17 protein-coding genes are annotated in these 20,415 nt (G+C 36.7%); all 17 read left to right on the top strand.

Features of this window, described 5'->3' with window-relative positions:
- Positions 1-591 precede the first annotated feature (591 nt).
- Positions 592-1,785 (top strand): NupC/NupG family nucleoside CNT transporter, encoded by a 1,194-nt coding sequence (locus AC3IS5_RS05185; protein WP_489426849.1) that lies wholly within the window; start codon positions 592-594, stop codon positions 1,783-1,785.
- Between the two features lie 475 nt (positions 1,786-2,260).
- The gene (locus AC3IS5_RS05190; protein ID WP_489426850.1) at positions 2,261-3,643 is read left to right on the top strand and encodes an acyclic terpene utilization AtuA family protein; all 1,383 of its coding nucleotides are present in this window, start codon (positions 2,261-2,263) and stop codon (positions 3,641-3,643) included.
- Positions 3,636-3,977: an AtuA-related protein gene (locus AC3IS5_RS05195; RefSeq protein WP_489426851.1), complete on the top strand. Its 342-nt coding sequence runs from the start codon at positions 3,636-3,638 to the stop codon at positions 3,975-3,977. Before AC3IS5_RS05190 ends, AC3IS5_RS05195 begins: the two co-directional genes overlap by 8 nt.
- Before the next feature lie 70 nt (positions 3,978-4,047).
- On the top strand, positions 4,048-5,577 hold the full coding sequence (locus AC3IS5_RS05200) for an acyl-CoA carboxylase subunit beta (RefSeq protein ID WP_489426852.1): 1,530 nt from the start codon (positions 4,048-4,050) through the stop codon (positions 5,575-5,577).
- Between the two features lie 25 nt (positions 5,578-5,602).
- Positions 5,603-6,388, top strand: coding sequence for an enoyl-CoA hydratase/isomerase family protein (locus AC3IS5_RS05205; protein WP_489426853.1), 786 nt, complete (start codon positions 5,603-5,605; stop codon positions 6,386-6,388).
- Positions 6,389-6,401: 13 nt separating this feature from the next.
- Complete coding sequence (locus AC3IS5_RS05210; protein WP_340705919.1) at positions 6,402-6,614, top strand: acyl-CoA carboxylase biotin carboxyl carrier protein subunit; 213 nt, start codon at positions 6,402-6,404, stop codon at positions 6,612-6,614.
- A gap of 304 nt (positions 6,615-6,918) precedes the next feature.
- Entirely contained in the window at positions 6,919-8,067 is a 1,149-nt protein-coding gene (locus AC3IS5_RS05215; RefSeq protein ID WP_489426854.1) for an acyl-CoA dehydrogenase family protein, read from the top strand.
- A gap of 23 nt (positions 8,068-8,090) precedes the next feature.
- Positions 8,091-9,248 carry an acyl-CoA dehydrogenase family protein gene (locus AC3IS5_RS05220; RefSeq protein ID WP_489426855.1) on the top strand — a complete coding sequence of 386 codons (1,158 nt, stop codon included), beginning with the start codon at positions 8,091-8,093 and terminating at the stop codon, positions 9,246-9,248.
- A 16-nt stretch (positions 9,249-9,264) separates the two neighbouring features.
- On the top strand, positions 9,265-10,827 hold the full coding sequence (locus AC3IS5_RS05225; RefSeq protein ID WP_489426856.1) for a class I adenylate-forming enzyme family protein: 1,563 nt from the start codon (positions 9,265-9,267) through the stop codon (positions 10,825-10,827).
- Positions 10,828-10,853: 26 nt separating this feature from the next.
- Positions 10,854-12,410: an acyl-CoA synthetase gene (locus tag AC3IS5_RS05230; RefSeq protein WP_489426857.1), complete on the top strand. Its 1,557-nt coding sequence runs from the start codon at positions 10,854-10,856 to the stop codon at positions 12,408-12,410.
- Positions 12,403-12,840 carry a MaoC/PaaZ C-terminal domain-containing protein gene (locus tag AC3IS5_RS05235; protein WP_489426858.1) on the top strand — a complete coding sequence of 146 codons (438 nt, stop codon included), beginning with the start codon at positions 12,403-12,405 and terminating at the stop codon, positions 12,838-12,840. Before AC3IS5_RS05230 ends, AC3IS5_RS05235 begins: the two co-directional genes overlap by 8 nt.
- Positions 12,841-12,864: 24 nt before the next feature.
- The gene (locus AC3IS5_RS05240) at positions 12,865-13,647 is read left to right on the top strand and encodes a DUF169 domain-containing protein (RefSeq protein WP_489426859.1); all 783 of its coding nucleotides are present in this window, start codon (positions 12,865-12,867) and stop codon (positions 13,645-13,647) included.
- A gap of 221 nt (positions 13,648-13,868) precedes the next feature.
- Entirely contained in the window at positions 13,869-15,428 is a 1,560-nt protein-coding gene (locus tag AC3IS5_RS05245) for a class I adenylate-forming enzyme family protein (RefSeq protein WP_489426860.1), read from the top strand.
- Positions 15,429-15,518: 90 nt separating this feature from the next.
- Entirely contained in the window at positions 15,519-16,853 is a 1,335-nt protein-coding gene (locus AC3IS5_RS05250; RefSeq protein ID WP_489426861.1) for an acetyl-CoA carboxylase biotin carboxylase subunit, read from the top strand.
- A gap of 41 nt (positions 16,854-16,894) precedes the next feature.
- Positions 16,895-17,275: a hypothetical protein gene (locus AC3IS5_RS05255; protein WP_489426862.1), complete on the top strand. Its 381-nt coding sequence runs from the start codon at positions 16,895-16,897 to the stop codon at positions 17,273-17,275.
- A gap of 44 nt (positions 17,276-17,319) precedes the next feature.
- Entirely contained in the window at positions 17,320-18,786 is a 1,467-nt protein-coding gene (locus AC3IS5_RS05260) for a sodium:solute symporter family transporter (RefSeq protein WP_489426863.1), read from the top strand.
- Between the two features lie 22 nt (positions 18,787-18,808).
- Positions 18,809-20,347, top strand: coding sequence for a class I adenylate-forming enzyme family protein (locus tag AC3IS5_RS05265; RefSeq protein WP_489426864.1), 1,539 nt, complete (start codon positions 18,809-18,811; stop codon positions 20,345-20,347).
- Positions 20,348-20,415: the final 68 nt, after the last annotated feature.

Here is a 20,415-nt window from a genome sequence, read left to right on the forward strand (position 1 = left end):
TATGCAGAATAGATAGTAAGCCTATCTAACGTAGAAATTGTAAGTAAGCAATCAAAACCGGTCAAATTTAGAAAATATTATTAGTGAATGAGTGATTATATTATGAATCGGTTGAATTTATGTTAAAAAATCCCAATACATAAATTTGATTTTCGGGGATTAATGTACAAATTTTAAGGATATAAATATTCATATTTGTATAAGGAGATTATGGGGAAGAAGAAATGTGGTATTATTTACCTCGTATATTTTGTAACCAATTTCTAGTATAAAAAAAATAATGATATGCTTAATTGTTATATTAAAATAATTCAAACTTTACTTTGAGTGTTACTGAATAACATAAAATCAATGTAATATTACAATATTAGGTATATATAAAGCGGAAATTTCAAAAAATATTATATAATAGATGAATATTTATTTTCTGAGTATAATGTTATAATGCTGAGGGAGATACTTTACATATCAGATTTATTTTGATAATATTCGTAGTGGAAAATTCGAAGAAAATGACTTAAATTGATTTATTTCATTTATATTTAGTTCTTATTTTAACTAAAAAAATTTTAAATATGTAGGAGGATAAATATGAACTTTGTTTTTTTAGTTACAGGTTTGCTGTTCGTATTTGTATTGGGTTATATATTCAGTTATAACCGTAAAAATATTCGGATACGTCCAATTGCTATGATGTTAATAGCGCAGTTAGTGCTAAGTTTCTTTATTCTTAACACAACTATTGGTTTGAGCATCATTAGTGCTATATCAAAACTATTTGATACTTTAATGGGCTATGGTGTTGAAGGTGTAAACTTTGTATTTGGTGGAATGGAAAATGAGCCAGGAGCTGTATTTTTCTTAAACGTACTGCTACCGATTGTTTTCATCTCTGTCCTTATTGGAATATTGAATTTCATTAAGGTACTCCCGTTCTTTATCAAATATGTAGGTATGGGCATGAGTAAACTAAATGGTATGGGTAAGTTAGAAAACTATGTAGCTGTATCATCTGCTTTGTTTGGACAATCAGAAGTATTCTTAACTACGAAAGAACAGTTAAATAAGATTTCTAAACGTCGCCTGTATACGTTGTGTACTTCTGCGATGAGTGCTGTAAGCGTTTCCGTTATCGGTGCATACATGACAATGTTAGAACCTAAATACGTTGTTGTAGGGATTATCATCAATATCTTCTCAGCATTGATTGTTGCGAATTTATTGAACCCATATGAGTTAAAACCAGAAGAAGATTATACAGTAATCAACGATGAAGCTGATCATAAAGAAAAAGAATCTTTCTTCCAAATGATTAGTGAAGCCATCATGGATGGTTTTAAAGTAGCGGTAATTGTAGGCGCTATGTTGATTGGATTTATTGCTTTAATGGCAATGATTAATAATCTATTTGATATAATATTCCATATTTCATTCCAAGAAATCCTTGGCTATGTGTTTGCTCCAATTGCTTTCATCATGGGTGTTCCTTGGTCTGAAGCAGTTGCAGCAGGTGGTATTATGGCGACTAAACTTGTAACGAATGAATTCGTAGCGATTCTAAGTTTCCAAGATATTGCTGCAAACGTATCAGCTAAAACAGAAGCGATTGTATCTGTATTCTTAATAAGTTTCGCAAACTTTAGTTCAATCGGAATTATTACAGGTGCCGTTAAAGCGCTAAATGATAAACGAGGATCAGAAGTTGCATCATTTGGTCTGAAATTACTCTTCGGATCAACGCTAGCATCTATCCTATCAGCTACATTAGTTGGTTTATTTATGTAATTAGCTTTGATAAATACGGTTGCGAATTTGCATCTGCTTTAATGACAGGTTCGAACGTATTAAAAAGTCCAGCCAGAGTTTTCTGGTTGGACTTTTTGTTTTGAGTTTAGATAATAAGAAAAAGGCTGTAAGCGTTGAAGAATGACGTTTACAGCCTATTTTATTATTGAAAATATATCTGGAAGAGGAAGAAAATGAAGTTTTATCATAAAAGTTTTACACATACTTGATCGGCTGTATTGCATAAGCCTCTTGCTAATATATAAGCCTATAAAGACAAAATAATGAAAACTTACTTACAAATAGTAAAAGAGAAATGCATTAAGTTAATAGTAAGGACATAGATTACATATATCACTGTAAAGAAATAATAGTTTATCAGAAGTGAGTATAGTACGAAGAAATAGAGAATTATAGTTAATTGCGGTAACCATATGTATGGAATAAAAGATGAAATAAGAAATGGGGTAATCGAATGGGTAAGGTCGTTAAAATTGGCGCAGGACAAGGTTTTTATGGTGATGCTTTAGAACCTGCTGTTTACATTGCTGAGCACAGTGATGTCCAATATATTTGTTTTGATACATTAGCTGAATTGACATTAGCTATATTACAAAAAGATCGGCAAAAAGATCCGACTAAAGGTTATACCCGTGATATAACGAATACTATGAAAAATTTAATCCCCTATATAAAAAAGAAAGGGATTAAATTGATTACAAATGCTGGAGGAATTAATCCAAAGGGAGCCAGGGATGAAATTATTAGAGTTGCGAAAGAGTTAAATATTACAGGTCTAAAAATTGCTACAGTTACCGGGGATGATATCCATGACAGGATAGATGAATTACAAGGTAAAGGAATTTTACTTAGTAATGGCGAAACCGGGGAGCAGATTGAAGTGGTGAAAGATAAGCTGCTATTTGCAAATGTTTATTTGGGAGCGCAAGGGATTGCTGAAGCCCTAGAACAAGGAGCAGATATCGTTTTAACAGGAAGAACATCAGATACCGCTCAGTTTTTAGGACCGCTCATTTATGAATTTGGATGGGGAAAAGAAGAATGGAATAAGTTGGCCTCAGGAATTTTAGTTGGCCATCTATTGGAATGTTCTGGACAAGTGTCAGGAGGCAACTTTAGTGGAGATTGGCACAACATTGAAGGTTTTGAGAATATCGGATACCCAATTGCTGAAGTAAATGAAGATGGATCTTTTGTCGTTACAAAAACGAAAGGTTCTGGTGGCAGAATAAGTATCGATACGATTAAGGAACAATTTTTATATGAAATTCACGATCCATCTGCTTATATTACACCGGACGTTATTGCAGATTTTACAACCGCTGAATTTGAAGAAATAGAAAAAGATAGAGTATTAATAACGGGAGTTACGGGCAGACCGGCCCCAGAAACACTTAAGGCATTAATGGGATACCCAAATGGGTATTTAGGACAGGGGATGATTGGTTATTCATGGCCACAAGCACTGTCAAAAGCAAGGAAGGCTGAAGAAATTATTAGAATGCAAATTAAAAAGTTAGGAATTAAAACGGAGGACATTCACGCTGAGTATCTTGGGTACAATTCTTTACATGGGCCATTAGCTCATGAAGTGGATGAAGATTTGATCAATGAAGTGTTTTTACGAATGATTATTAAAACTGAAACAAAGAAAGAGGCGTCAAAATTGGCAAGATTGTTCCCACCATTAGCATTGAGTGGTCCGCCATTTGTTGGAACGGTTACCGGGTTATCTCCAACGCGGGAACTATTAGCACTGTGGCCGACGTTCATACCCCGCGAGCTAATCGAAGAAAACATAAAAGTAGAGATAAATGAGGTGAACGAATATGTCTAAAGTGAAATTAAGAGATATTGCACAGTGCCGTTCAGGTGATAAAGGAAATGCATCAGACCTTAGTTTATTTGCACCAAATGAAGAAGTGTATGAAATTCTTAAACAACAAGTTACAGCTGAAAAAGTTAAGAAACATTTTACAGGCTTAGTAAAAGGTGAAGTGTATCGATATGAAGTTCCCAATGTATTCGCGTTGAAGTTTTTATGTAAAGAGGCATTAGGAGGGGGAGCACCTTCATCTTTAAGATTAGATAATTTAGGGAAATGTTTTGGATCTAATCTACTTAGGATGGAAATTGAGGTAGAAGATGAGGTACTAAAAATTATTGATTAAGCACGCCGGGGAATATGATCTTTTTAATAGATGAAAGATTTAACAATATTATTTATTGGGAGTGTTGAAAATGCGCAGTGACAATCAAAAGTATTATACAGAAAAAGAACGTATCTTAAAAGGTGGAAAAGAGATATACCATGAACGGAATGAAAAAAGTGGGAAAATGTTTGTTCGAGACCGTTTGCAAAGACTATTTGATCCAAACTCAATTATTGAAGATGGTGTATTTGCAAATAATGATGATCCGTCATTACCTGCAGATGGATGCGTAACTGGTATTGGTGAAATTAACGGAAGAATGGTTTGCTTTTTAGCAGCAGATTCTACAGTTAAAGCTGGTTCGTGGGGGCCAAAATCAGTAGAAAAGAATATTCGTATTCAAGAAAAAGCTGCAGTTTTAAAAATCCCTATTCTATATCTTATTGACTCGGCGGGAGCAAGGATTACTGAACAAATTGATGTGTTTCCGGGTAGAAGACATGGTGGGAAGATATTCTACAATCAAATTCAATTATCAGGAGTAGTTCCACAAATCGCCATTCTTTTTGGGCCTTCTCCTGCAGGTGCTGCGTATGTTCCTGCATTTTCAGATTTGGTCATTATGGTCGAAGGGAATTCTAGTGCCTATTTAGGATCCCCTAGAATGGTTGAAATGGCAATTGGAGAAAAAACAACGATGGACAACATGGGTGGAGCAAGAATGCATTGTTCAGTAAGCGGATTAGGTGATGTCCTTGTTGAAAGTGAGGAAGAGGCTATTGATGTTTGTAAACGTTATTTAGAATATATGCCTCAAAATTGGCAGGAAAGTGCACCTCATCAAGCTGTAAAAGAACCAGTTAAAGGGAGAACAATTGAAGAAATTATCCCATTAAACCAAAACACTCCATTTGATATGTACGAATTAATTGACCAAATTATTGACGAAGGTAGTTGGTTCGAATACAAGAAATTATTTGCACCAGAATTAATAACAGGATTTGCTCGACTAAATGGGGAGATTAAAGGGATTATTGCAAACCAATCAAAGGTAAAGGGAGGAACATTATTTGTAGATTCTCCCGATAAAGCAGCTCGATTTACGATGATTTGTAATGCATATAACATTCCCTTACTATATTTGTCCGATGTGCCGGGATATATGATTGGTTCAAAAGTTGAGCGGAGTGGAATCATTCGTCATGGTGCGAAAATGATCTCAGCATTGTCGCAAGCAACTGTTCCTATTATTTCGGTAGTTGTTCGTAAATGTTATGGAGCAGGGCTATACGCGATGGCAGGTCCAGCGTTCGGTTCTGATGCAGTACTTGCCTTACCAAGTGCTCAAATTGCAGTTATGGGCCCTGAAGCTGCGATTAATGCGGTTTATTACAATAAGATTCAAGAAACACCTGAAGAAGAGCGCCAAGCTTACATCAATGAAAAAAAGGAAGAATATATTGCAGATATTGATATTTACAGACTCGCATCAGAACTAGTAATTGATGATTTGGTTGGATTTGATGAACTGAGAAATAATCTGATTCGTCGTTTTAACCAATATAGAACAAAAAATGTGAAAACATACGATAAACGAAATGCTATAGCTCCAGTTTAACTATCTACTAAAAAGAGGTGGAAAAATGAGTTATGAAACTATTTTATACGAAGTGAATGAAAATATAGCGAAAATTACTATGAATCTACCGAAAATAAGGAATCCTTTAAGTAATCAATTAACAAAAGAATTGATACAAGCGATTCGTGCGGCTGATGAAGACAAAGAAGTGTACGCAATAATATTAACTGGGGCTGGAAAAGCATTTTCAGCAGGTGGTAATTTAAATGAATTTAAAGAGAATTTTGAAAAAACAGTTCCGCAGCTTCACAAGGAAGGTCTAGACAGTACAGAACTTTTTAAACTAGGTGCAAAAGTTAAAACACCTATCATTGCCTCTGTTAACGGCTCTGCTCTCGGTGGAGGAACCGGTCTAGTCGCTATGTCACATATTGCGATTGCATCGGATCAGGCGAAATTAGGACTAACTGAATTGAGACTTGGAATTATTCCATATGTAATTTTGCCTTGGGTAAGGCGTGCAGTTGGAAATCGACGTGTTATGGAGCTGATGTTAACAGCTGAAATCATTGATGCCAAGAAGGCTAATGAATATGAACTCGTGCATAAAGTAGTTCCACATGAACAGTTGGAAGAGGAAACATGGGCATTGGCTAAAACTGTTGCTTCACATAGTCCTTTAGCTGTCGGTTTAGGCTTGGAAGCCTATTATAATACTGAACAAATGGATTTCATGAAGTCATTTGATTATTTATCGACATTGAGAATCGTGTCCTTTCAAAGTGAAGATTTAAAAGAAGGTGCATCAGCCTTTTTAGAAAAAAGAAAACCTGAATGGGTAGGAAAATAAGGAGGAGAATTTAATGGAAATACTATCACCAATGGGCGGAAGCGTATGGAAAATCGAAGTTAGTGAAGGAGATACAGTAGCTGTAGGGGACGTAGTAGTAATTTTAGAGTCAATGAAAATGGAAATTCCAATCGAAGCAACAGAAGCAGGTATAGTAAAAGAAATTAAGGTGGCAGAAGGTGATTTCGTTCAAGAAGAAGCAGTAGTTATTCTAATTGGGGATTAATTATTGTCGGTAATTACCTATTATTAGTTTTACTTTTACTTGGGTTGCGATTTCTTACACAGTCTATTTAAGCATGAATTTAACTAGAAATTGTATGAATTATGATGACAGATGAAAGTCAGGGAGAAGGCAAAAAAGACACCTTTCAAAGAAGACGTTTGTTTTCTCCGTTGTTGAGCTTGCATCTATCAAAAGTGATATTCATGGAAGATTCTTAGTACCAAGTCACTGTGAGTGGTAATTGAACTTTGAAAAGAGATACTAGTCTAGATCGTTCTAGTACTTAAAAAGTGGAGGTTTGAATATGGCATATGAACCTTATTTTACAGAAGAGCACGAACAGCTCCGCAAAACTATCCGTAAATTCGTGGACAAAGAGGTTAAACCATTTGTCGAAGAGTGGGAAGCAGCGGGAGAATTTCCAATAGAAATATTAAAAAGAATGGGTGATCTTGGATTCCTTGGACTGCGCTATTCGGAAGAAGTAGGAGGACAAGGCGGAGATTACTTTACTGGTATCGTATTTGCTGAGGAACTTGCTAAATGCGGCTGTGGAGGCTTCCCAATGGCAATCTCAGTTCAAACTGATATGGCGACACCTCCAATTGATCAATTTGGAAATGCAGATCAAAAAGAACGGTTTTTAAAACCTGCGATAAAAGGAGAAAAGCTTGCTGCGATTGGTATAACAGAGCCAAATCATGGTTCAGACGTTGCTTCTATCGAGACACGGGCCCGAAAAGACGGTAACGAATGGATAATAAATGGTTCTAAAATGTTTATTACGAATGGTACACGTGCCGACTTTGTTACGCTCGTCACAAGAACTTCAGATGAACCGGGTTATAAAGGAATCAGTTTGTTTCTAGTAGAACTTGACAGTCCTGGTGTATCTGTTAGCAGAAAACTAGACAAAGTTGGTATGCGTTCATCAGATACTGCCGAACTGATATTTGACAATGTTAGAGTACCTGAAGCCAACTTACTTGGAGAAGAAGGAAAGGGATTTTCCTATATTATGTGGGAGCTACAAGGGGAACGAATGATTTCGGCTGCAGGATCAATTGGTATGGCGGAATATGCCTATGATCTAGCCTATCAATATGCAAAATCGAGAAGCCAGTTTAAGCAACCAATCGCTAATTTCCAAGTGATTGCCCATCTGCTCGCAGAAATGAAAACGGAAATAGAAGTGTGTAGGGAATTGACATATGCAACTGCATATCGTTTTGCAAAAGGTGAAGTACCTAGTAAAGAAATATCAATGTCAAAACTTGCAGCCGCACAAATGGCCCATTGGGTAGCCGATAGAGCACTACAAATATTCGGTGGAAATGGTTATATGTCAGAATACCCTATTCAACGCATTTGGCGCGATACAAGGCTGCATCGAATTGGGGCGGGAGCAGATGAAATCATGAAAGAAATCATATCGAAACAAATAGGACTGTAAACCAGAGAAAAGGGAGTGATAAAATGACCCACTGGATGTTTAACGAAGAACATAACATGTTTCGTAATTCAATAAGAAAATTTGTAGAAAAAGAAATAGTTCCATTTGTTGAAGACTGGGAAGTAGCTGGAGAAGTTCCAAGAAGTATGTTTGAAAGACTTGGACAATTAGGGTACTTGGGGACTAAGTTTCCAGTAGAGTACGGAGGATCAGGGTCTGATCTTATTATGGATGCTATTTTTAATGAAGAACTAACAAAGTGCGGATCGGGTGGAATTGGCGCTTCGATTGTTGCCCATATCGGCATTGCTTTAACTCCTCTTTGGCGTTTTGGTAATCATGACCAAAAGATAAAATACTTAAAACCTGGAATTGAAGGGAAAAAAATTGCCGCATTGGGTATTACCGAACCAAATGCTGGTAGTGATGTGTCTTCAATTACCACGAAAGCAGTAGATAAAGGTGATCATTACCTCTTAAATGGCACAAAAACTTTTATCACAAATGGGGTGAACGCTGACTATGTAATCGTTGCTGCAAAAACTGCTGATGGTCCAGGGCATCGTAATATGAGTCTATTAATTGTAGAAACTGATTGGGAAGGATTTTCTGTTGGAAAGAAACTTGATAAATTGGGTTGGCACGGATCTGATACGGGCGAACTGTATTTCGAAAATGTAAAAGTACCTAAAGAGAATGTGGTCGGTACAATAAATGAAGGATTTAAATATGTAATGATCAATTTCCAATGGGAAAGGTTAACGCTTGCTCTCACTAGTATCGCACTAGCCGAAAAGGCACTAGAAGAAACTATTCAATACAGTAAAGAACGAATGCAATTTGGTGGGCCACTAAGCCAATTTCAAGTACTTCGACATAAGATGGTAGATATGGCCGTCGAAATTGAAAAAGCAAGACATATTACGTATCGGGCGATTTATCAATATGAAAGAGGCCACGATGTAACAACAGAAGCAACAATGGCAAAAGCATATTCGGCGGAAATGGTGAGTAGAGTATGTGACCAAGCTCTTCAAATTCACGGCGGAAACGGTTATATGATGGAGTATCCTATTCAACGTTATTGGCGTGATGCGCGTATTCAATCTATCGGTGGAGGAACAACGCAAATCATGAATGAAATATTAACGAAAAAACTTCAAATCACTATGAATAAATAGAGTGGAGGAAATGAAGATGTTGGAAGAAGTTTCAGTAGTTAATCGTGTTGCAATCGGAGATATCATTCGTAGAGCAGCCAGGCGTTATCAAGATGATACGGCGCTTGTGGAAGGAGATAAAAAACTTACTTATCAAGAGTTTGATCATGCTAGTAATTATTTCGCTAATTATTTGATTGAAAGCGGTTATGTAAAAGGAGATGCAATTGCAACTATATGTGGTAATTCCATTGAACATACAATAGCCATGTTTGGCATACAAAAGGCAGGTCTTATTTGGGTACCAGTTAATCCGGGCCTTTCTATTTCAGAAAAAAAGTATATTTTAAACAAAGTTGACGCGAAGCTGACGATTATTGATTATGATTTATTGCAAGCTGATCATTCTCTTTTTGATATGAAGAACATCCTTGTTGCCAATAATCAAGATCAAGGAAGTGAAAAGTCCTTTGCAGAAACGCTAATTGGACAATCTCACAAAGAACCGAATGTCGATATTCAAGACCGTGATGTAGCGCAAATTATGTTTACAAGCGGTACAACAGGCAATCCAAAAGGAGTTTGCATCAGTCATTTAAGCGTGTATTTTGCAAGTCTAAGTAACATTATAGATATAGGAATAGAGAGAAGCGAAGTGTTATTTGCAGTCATGCCAATGTATCATTGTGCTCAGCATACGTTTTTAACTTCATTCTTAACAATTGGAGCCAAAGTCGTAATTGTTAAGAAGTTTGAACCTGAGAATTTTATGCAGTTGATTGCCAAAGAGAAAGGTACGTTTTTATTTGCGCTACCAATGATGTACAGAGCGATTATCCATCATCCTAATCGCAATAAGTATAATTTGAAGTCATTGAAGACTTGTCTCTATGCAATGGCACCAATGGATCAAAATACACTAAAAAAAGGTATCAATGAACTTGGAGCGGACTTTTTGCTTGGTACAGGACAAACGGAGATGTATCCAGCAACAATGTTGTTTAAACCGGAAGAGCAGCTAAAAAGATTCGGTTCCTATTGGGGAACGACGGCATTACTAAATGATACAGCAGTGATGGATGACGATGGAAATATATTACCAAAGGGACAATTAGGAGAAATTGTACATCGTGGTCCCAATGTTATGAACGGGTATTTAGATAATGATGAGGCAACAAAAGAAACGCGTTTGTTCGATTGGCATCATACTGGTGATTTAGGATATTGGGATGAAGATGGACAAATGATGTTCGTTGATCGAAAAAAAGACATGATTAAAACAGGCGGAGAAAATGTAGCTTCAATAAAAATTGAACAAACACTACTAAACTACGAAAAAATTGAGAATGCAGTTATCATCGGACTTCCTCATGAGAGATGGATTGAAGCTGTAACTGCTTTCGTTCGTCCTAAAGATGGAAGTGATGTGACTGAAGAAGAAATAATCGGTTATTGTAAACAGCATCTTGGTGGTTTTCAAGTTCCGAAAAAAGTTGTGTTTGTTAAAGACTTCCCGATGACAACTACGGGGAAAATTCAAAAGCAGAAACTACGTAAACAGTATGAAGCGCTATTTATAGATGTAAACCTGATGCAGTAATAATAGAAAGGAGCGGTAAACGATTTATGATAAATGGCATCGGTTCTTGGCTTGTTAAGCATAGTGATTTTAGGGCAGAGAAGACGGCAATCATCTACAAAGACAAACGATTTACTTATCGAGAATTGAATGACAGAGTGAATCGATTGGCAAATTCCCTTGTGAATCTCGGTGTAAGAAAAGGTGATCGAGTTAATGCATTGTTGTTTAACAGAAATGAATTAATGGAAGCCATGTTTGCTTGTGCAAAAATAGGTGCAATCTTTGTGCCGATTAATTTTCGTTTAAGTTTAGAAGAAGTCGAATATGTTGTTCATGATTCAGGTGGAATTATTTTCATTTACGATGAGCGGCTTGAAGCAATTGTGAATGGGCTGAAATCAAGGACAACGCAAATACATTCTTTTATTCGCGTTGGAGATGATTATACTGAAAATGATATAAATTATGAACAACTTCTTATTCAAGCAAAGAACGAGGAGACAGAATATGAAGTAGGTCTTGAAGATGCTCACATGATGATGTATACATCTGGAACGACTGGAAGGCCAAAGGGAGCAGTCTTAACACATGGTAATACACAATGGAATGCTATAAATTGTATTAACAGCTTACCGGTTGATGAAAATATGATTACGTTAGGAGTAGCACCATTGTTTCATATCGGTGGGATGAATATCTTCACAACACCCACTTTGTACAGAGGTGGGACGGTAGTATTGCAGGATAAATTTGATCCCCAATCTACGTTAGAAATCGTTGAACAAGAAAAAATAACATCATTGTTTCTTGTCCCAGCAATGTGGCTTGCCATTACACAATTTCCAACATTAGATCAATTTGATTTAAGTTCATTGAAATTTAATTTATCAGGTGGGGCTCCTTGTCCACTCACAATCATTGAATTTTTCCAGAGAAGAGGCATTCCATTCTTCGAAGGTTTCGGTTTAACAGAAACGGCTCCTGTAGTCGCCGTACTTGATAGTGGTAATAGTCTGAGGAAAAATGGTTCTGTTGGAAAACCTCCGATTCATACTGATATTAAAATTGTAGATTTAAATGATAAAGAGGTATCAGTTGGGCTAGTAGGAGAGTTAATTGTGAAAGGGCCTAATAACTTTATCGAATATTGGAATAAACCGAGAGCAACAAGAGATGCAATTCGAAACGGATGGTTTTACACTGGAGACCTTGCAAAACAGGATGAAGAAGGATTTCTTTATATCGTAGATCGTATGAAAGATATGATAATTACAGGAGGCGAAAACGTCTACCCTATTGAGGTTGAGCAAGTATTATTCCGCCATCCAAATATAAAAGAGGTAGCTATTGTAGGTTATCCAGATGAAAAATGGGGAGAGTCCGTGAAAGCGGTTATTGCTTTGAAGAACAAGGATGAACAAATGAGTCTTCTAGATGTTCGAGGATTTTGCGAAGGAAAGCTGGCCCAATTTAAAATTCCAAAGCAAATAGAATTTGTCGATGAACTGCCTAGAAATGCAACAGGAAAGGTATTGAAAACATCTTTACGCATTGAAAAATCAGAAAATTCTATAATTTCAGGAGTTGATAACAATGTTTAATAAAAAATTTGAACACTTTGAAGTAAATGAGACATGGAGCTCCAGAGGTCGTACGATTACGGAGTCGGATATCGTAATGTTTTCTGCGTTTAGCGGAGATTGGTACCCACTTCATACAGATAAGGAGTATGCGGAAAAGAACACTCCGTTTAAACAAAGGATTGCACATGGAATGCTTGTTTTATCAGTCGCTAATGGACTTCAGGTGATGGATCCAGACGTTATAGTTGCTTTTTACGGAATTGAAAATCTTCGTTTTATTCATCCAACATTCATAAATGACACGATTCATGTAGAACTTGAAGTAACTGATTTACTAGACAAAGGAAATGGTACGGGTGTAGTTACATTTAATCAAAAAATTATTAAACAAACAGGGGAGCCTGTGACGACCGGAGTGTTAAAAGTACTTGTCAATAAGGAGAAATAAAAAAGAGAAAAAGGATGTGGTTATATGTCAATTGACACAGAAACATACGATTGGATTTCAATTGTTGACAAACTCAATAAATATTTGAAATTGAAGACAGTACCAATTGGCATGAAAATGTTTGAGAAAAAAGAGGAAATGGAAGCGATACCGAAAATTAGAAGACCAAATGCTGTCTACACTGCAGATCAAGTTGTAGCACAAGCAGCCAGATTGGGATGGACTGTAGGTATTACAGCAGAGGATTTAGTTATGCCACAATGCAGTGCTGTTCTTGGGTTGCATCCCCGTGATGAGCAATGGTTAGCTGGGAAAGAGATGGCTGGAGTTTGGTTTGAAAACCAGAAAGACTCCGCTGCTCATCAAGCTGCAATGACCCTCAATCCATATGGTAAATATGAAGCGATGGCGGTCTCACCTCTTGTATCGAACAGATTGAGTCCTCCTGATATTTGTCTGATCTATGCAACACCTGGGCAGATGATCCTCTTTATTAACGGATTACAATGGAAGAATTACAAAAAGCTGGAGTGGGGAGTTGTTGGGGAGTCTTCCTGCGCTGACTCATGGGGAAGAGCGCTTGCTACAGGTGAACCTAGCTTGTCAATCCCATGTTTTGCAGAACGTCGTTATGGTGGTGTACTAGATGATGAATTATTAATAGCGCTAGCACCTAAAGATTTAGTAAAAGCTTTAGAAGGACTAGAAAGGTTAAGTAAAAATGGCTTACGATATCCCGTTCCACAATACGGAATTCAAATGGATGCTCGTAGTGGGCTGGAAGCTAGTTATGGTAAGCAAAAATAATGTTTAAGGTGAAGAAGAACGCAATTAAATGGTGAGAAAAATGAATATAAAGGGTAGCCCCAAATATGAAAATCGGTTTTTGTGGCTGCCAGGAAGTGATGAGGTTTGTAATATAAGGGCTGAAAGATTGTTAAAAGAGCCCTTATCTGTTATTGACTTGATAAGTAGATATTAAGCGATCTTCGAATAAAAAGACTTTACAACTAATGGGGAGGTTTAAGATGGGAACGATAAATGATGCATTGCAAAAAGCAGTAAATATATATCCTGATAACATATTTTTATATGAAGGATCGAAAAGTCTAACCTATAAGCAATTAAATGAAGTGACAGATCGTTTGGCTTCGGCTTTTTTAGAGGAAGGTTTAAAAAAGGGGGATCATATTGGGATCCTTGCTTTAAATCAAATGGAATGGCTCATTTCGTATTTTGCTGCAACTAAGATAGGTGTCGGGGTAGTCGCTTTAAGCGTTCGCTATCGGGACAGCGAATTGGAATATATGTTGAATCATTCTGAAGTAAAAGCAATCGTATCTATTGATAAAATTCCAGGTTTTAATTTTTCTGAATTTTTCTACAAATTTCAACCGAAAGTCCCAACTGTTGAAAAGTATATCTTTATCGGTGAGGGGTTTGAAGGCAGTCTATCCTTCTCAGAATTAATAACAAGAAATCTAGTTAACGATAAATTGAATGCCCATATAAAGGAAGTTAGTCCGGAAGATCTTGCAGTCATGATTTATACTTCTGGAACAACAGGCAAGCCGAAAGGAGCTAGAATTACTCATCGCAGTATTTTAGCTTCAGCTCGTGCTCAGGTTAATCATCTCCAAATAACGGAAGAAGATGTAACCATTCAAAGTCTGCCGCTTAATCATGTTGGGGGCATTACATGTCAAGTTACCGTTACTTTGATAAGTCAGGGAATGGCAGTGTTAATCCCAGAATTTCGACCGGAAAATGTATTATCAGCAATACAACAACATAAAGCCACTCAATTTGGTGGAGTTCCGACAATGTATCAAATGTTATTTTCTCTAAAAGATTTTTCAAAGTACGATTTGAATTCATTGAAGATTTGCTGGATAGGCGGTTCGAATGTTGAACCCGCGTTATGTCAAAAAATAACGAAGTCTATGCCAAATGCAAAATTGGTAAGTCTATACGGATTAAGTGAGAGTTCAGGGGCTTGTATATTATCTAGAGCAAGCGATTCTATTGAAAAGGTTCAAAATACACTTGGTGTACTAATTGGAGACTTCATATCAAAAGTTGTGGATGGTAAGAGACAAGAAGTAGGGATTGGCGAAATGGGAGAGTTGTTAGTGAAAGGAGAGTGTGTCGCAAAAGGATATTATCGGGATGGAGAAAACACCAAAGAAACTTTTTCAGAAGATGGTTGGTTATTCACAGGGGATATTGTAACTGCTGATAAGGAAGGATATATCAGCTTTAAAGGAAGAAAAAAAGAAATTTATATTCAAGGTGGATTTAATGTGCTTCCAGCTGAGATTGAAAATGTTTTAACGACTCATCCAGACATTTCAATTGCAGCTGGCATTGGGGTTCCTGATCCGTTTTATGGTGAGGTTGGGAGGTTTTATATTGTTCCAGCAGCCGGTAAACAATTGCAGGAGTCAGAAGTGTTGGCGTATTGCCATGAACATCTCGCAGATTACAAAGTGCCGAAGCAACTCGTATTTGTAAATGAAGTACCAATGACACCAGCTGGGAAAATTCACAAATCAAAACTAAGAGAAGCATATTTACAATCGCATTGAAATTCGGGTTATTAACAAACTATCATTTTTGTTGAGTATTTTGCATAAAGTAAAACTATATGAAGTAACTGGAAAGGGGTTATGTCATTCATGTTTAAAAAAGTATTGATTGCAAATCGTGGTGAGATTGCGGCAAGGATCATACGAACATGTAAGGAAATGGGGATTGAAACGGTAGCGATTTATTCAGAAGCAGATGAGGACTCTCTTCATGTTAAAGCTGCTGATGAAACTTATTTAATTGGTCCTCCGCGTGTAAATGAAAGTTATCTAAATATCGATAGAATCATAGATATTGCCAAAGCTTCAGGAGCCGAAGCAGTTCATCCAGGCTATGGACTACTTTCCGAAAATGCAAGTTTTGTAAAACGATGTGAAGAAGCTGGACTAGTATTTATCGGACCCAAATCAGATGTAATAGCAAAAATGGGCAGTAAAATCGAGTCAAGGAAAATGATGAATCAAGTAGGGATTCCAATTGTTCCTGGCATTGACTATCCTTTGAAAAACATTGAGGAAGCCATTAATGTTGCTGAGGAAATCGGTTATCCTATCATGCTAAAAGCATCAGCTGGTGGCGGAGGTATCGGTATGCAAATCGTAAAAGAGCCAAAGGAATTGGGGAAAGCATTCGAAGGAAACCAAAAGAGGGCAACAAATTACTTTGGAGACGGAGCAATGTTTATTGAAAAGTATGTAGCCAATCCAAGGCATATTGAAATACAGGTACTTGCTGACAATAAGCAAAGTACCGTTTATCTGTGGGATAGGGAATGTTCGATTCAACGTCGTCATCAAAAAGTCCTTGAAGAAGCACCATCTTCATTTTTAGATGAAGAAACAAGAGTGAAAATGGGAGAAGCGGCTGTAAGAGCTGCGAAGTCAATCGGTTACAGCAATGCTGGAACAATTGAATTTTTGGTGGATGAAGAAAAGAACTTCTATTTTCTTGAGATGAACACAAGATTGCAAGTGGAGCATCCCGTCACAGAGGAGATAACAGGGTTAGATCTTGTTAAAGAACAACTAAAAATTGCATTTGGTGAAGAACTTTCCTTTACACAATCTGATATTAAAAGAGTCGGTCATGCAATAGAAGTGAGGATTTATGCAGAAGATCCTATAACTTTTTTTCCGTCTCCCGGTAAGATTACTAATTTGGAGCTGCCTGAAGGAGAAAATATCCGTCATGAACTTGCTGTAAATAATCAATCAACAGTCACTCCTTTTTATGATCCGATGATTGCTAAGTTAATTGTAAAAGGCAGTACAAGAGAAAAGGCTATTGATGAAATGAAAAAGGCACTTGATGAATATATTGTAGAAGGAATTAAAACAAATATTCCTATGCTAAAAAATGTGATAAAACATGAAGCGTTTTTGAATGGTGATACAACGGTAAATTTTGTTGAAAAACACTTATGATTAATTGTTTTCTTTATAAAAGTACGAGGAGGGGTTGGAATATGTCTTTTTCCGATAAGCTCATATACACGTTACTAATTCTTGTCAGCATAACATTTATTGGGGCAATTATGGGTTCGTGGCGATTCATTTTATATCCTTATTTAATCGTGATTGGCATTGCTGTTTTATTGGGATTATTGAAAAGTATAAAACAAAATCCGCGTAAAATATGGATTCCAGTATCCGTTTCAATTTTATATATCATCTTATATGTTTCGCTAGATATTATGACGATTAATACACCTACAGGAGGTAGCTCCTATATATTGGGACTGACTCCAAGTATGGCTTTGTATATCCTAGGGATTTGGCCATTAGCTAATATTATATGTTTATTATATGCATGGACTTTTACTAATGAAGAAAAGTTAAGTAATTAAATTTATTAGTGAGCTAATGAAACTAATAGTAAGGGGTGGGCTTAGTGAACAGTACAATTATTGTAATAGCAGTTATATATCTAATAATTTGTATTTTGATTGGGGTCTGGGCTACTAGAAAGACCAAAACGACTAGTGACTTTTTAATAGCAGGTAAAAACTTAGGCATGTTCGTCATGGCAATCGCTGCATTTTCTTCTATTCAAAGTGGTTTTGGGATGTTAGGAGGGACAGGGTTAACATTCTCAGGTGGAATGGGATTCCTAGCCGGGGTCGGAATTGCTGCACCTTTAGGTTTTGCATTAACTTGGTTTTTGGTTGGTAAAAGAATGTGGAAGATTGGAGAACTAGGAGAAATATACACTCTTGGTGATGTAGTGGAGAGAAGATTTAACAGTAAAGCTGTAAGGGGATGGATAGGACTAGCAGTTACCCTCGGAGTTATTGGGTATCTTGGAACACAAGTTCAAGCGATGGGTATTATTATGCATACAATATTTGGTGTATCTCCAATGGTAGGGGCTTTGATAGGACTGGCAATTCTAGGATTCTACTGTGTAGGTGGAGGAATTATTGCAGGAGTATACACAGATCTATTTCAAGGCGTCATTATGGTTGTTGTTTCCGTTCTTGTCTTCTTTATGGCACTTAATGTAGGTGGTGGTGTTCAGAGTATTACTGAGAATTTACAAAGCTCTGATCCATTATTGGCTTCTCCATTTGGAACTTTTTCAATGGTTTCCATTGCATGCTGGATCTTCTTATTTAGTTTAGGTGCAGCTGGCCAACCTCATTTTATTACAAAATTCTTAATGGTAAAGGATCAAAAACAATTGAAATGGGGAGCATTCACTGCAGGATTTGCCTATACACTTAGTACTTTATTAGTTATTGGTATTGGGCTATCTGCTCGCTCTTTATATATAAAAGGGAAATTTCCAGAGCTATCCTCTCCAGATGATGCACTGACAGTATTTATTACGCACTTTACAAGCCCAGTTGTTGGCGGTTTAGTAATTGCAGGATTACTTGCAGCCATAATGTCCACTGGCTCCAGTTTTGTTACTCTAGGAGCTTCTGGCCTAACAAGAGATATACCGAAGGCATTTAATATAAAAGTAAAAAATGAATTGCTATGGAATAGAATAGCTGTTGTTGGGTTACTTGTTATTTCTACTCTATTCTCTTTTTATATGGATACACTGGTAGCATTATTAGGTGTATTTGGTTGGGGAACTTTCGCGTCTGCAATTTTTCCAACTGTAGTATTGGGGTTGATTTGGAAAAAGGCAACAAAATATGGGGCGATATCAAGCATAATTATTGGGTTGGTATTAAATTTCGCATTAGAACTTTGTGCAAAATATGGCGTTGTCATACTCCCTCCAGGGGTAATCGTGGGTGCAGTCGCATTTTCCGTTTCAATTATTGTATTTATCATCGTTTCGCTAATAACTCAAAAGTCCAATGTGAAATTAGACAAAGAGTTGCTCGATGCTATGGAAGGCTGATTGATTAGGAGGGATTTAGTAGATGAATGTTGGCTATTTAGTAAGCAGAGTTGAAAATAGAATTCAAACAATAGTTCCTGAAAAAGTAGCATTAAAATTAGAGTCCAATGCAACTTGGACATATGCCGATCTGAATCGGATTTCGAATCAATATGCACATGCACTACGACAAATGGGTATTGTAAAAGGAGACAGGGTAGGCATTCTTTTATATAACTGCCTTGAATACTTTGCTTTGTACTTTGCAGTAGCAAAGTTAGGTGCAATAGCAGTTCGAATAAACTTTAGATTATCCAGTGAAGAGTTTGAATATATTTTGAATGATTCAGGAACCAAAATCCTTTGTTTTCATTCAAGTCTTACTGACAAAATTGAGCCTATCAAAAATTCAGTAAAAGAATTTGTCTGTCTTGAAAACGATAATATTTCAACTGCAAAGTGGGCAAGTAGTTGGGCAGTATTAGAGAATGGTAGTCCATCAGAAATAGTAGATATAGATATTGATAAATCTGATCCGGTCATGTTGATGTACACATCAGGCACTACTGGTCGACCTAAAGGTGCTCTATGGTCACATGAAAATACGCTATGGTTTGCCAATATGCAAATACTTAAATGGGGACTTAACGAACAATCAGTCGCAATGTCTACGGGCCCACTCTATCATGTTGGAGCGATGGAAGATATTTCGTTATCCGTTTTATTGATGGGCGGCACTGTCATATTAACAAATAGTGGAGGATTTGATATTGAAAGAGTATTGTCCACTATTGAAAAAGAAAAAGTAACCGATATTTTACTTTTTCCCTTTATGGTATATGACATGCTGAATGTACATCATTTATCTACTTATGATTTTACAAACTTGAAACGTATTTTCTCAGGGGGAGACCCTGTTGTCCCGTGGGCTATTGAACAATTACATGGACTATTTCCGAATATAGCTTTTGTTCAAGTTTATGGGCTTACAGAAGGGACGCCTGTTGCAGCATCATTAGATCCAGAAGATGTAAAACTAAAGGGATATTCAGTAGGGAAGCCAATGCCGTTCACTGAAATTAAAATCGTAAATGATCAAGGTAATGTTTTGAGTCATGGAACAGTAGGAGAAATTTGTATTAAAAGCCCAGCAGTGTCAATGGGATATTGGGAAAAGCCGGAAGAGACAGCTAGCACGTTTATAAACGGATGGTGTCATACCGGAGATTTAGGATATTTGGACGAAGATGGCTATTTAACGATATCTGGTCGAAAAAAAGATATGATACGCAGCGGTGGCGAAAATGTATATGCAGTGGAAGTTGAGGATGTACTAATTCGGCATACTGCTATACGTGATGTAGCTGTAATTGGTATTCCTGATCCAAAATATATTGAGGCAGTATGCGCGATAATCGTTTTACAACAAGACCAGACAGTAACCGAAAAAGAAATTTTAGCATTTATAGATGATAAAATTGCCCGTTATAAAAAACCAAAGCAAATTTTCATTGTAGACGAGCTCCCAAGAACACCTTCAGGTAAAATTCAAAAGTTTAAGTTGAGAGAACAATTTACTTGAAAATCATATGGTTATGCCGAAATTCACTTTCATTTATTTAATACTAATTTCAATGGCGGATTGTTTTT

The organism is Viridibacillus sp. KH_047, assembly GCF_057838945.1.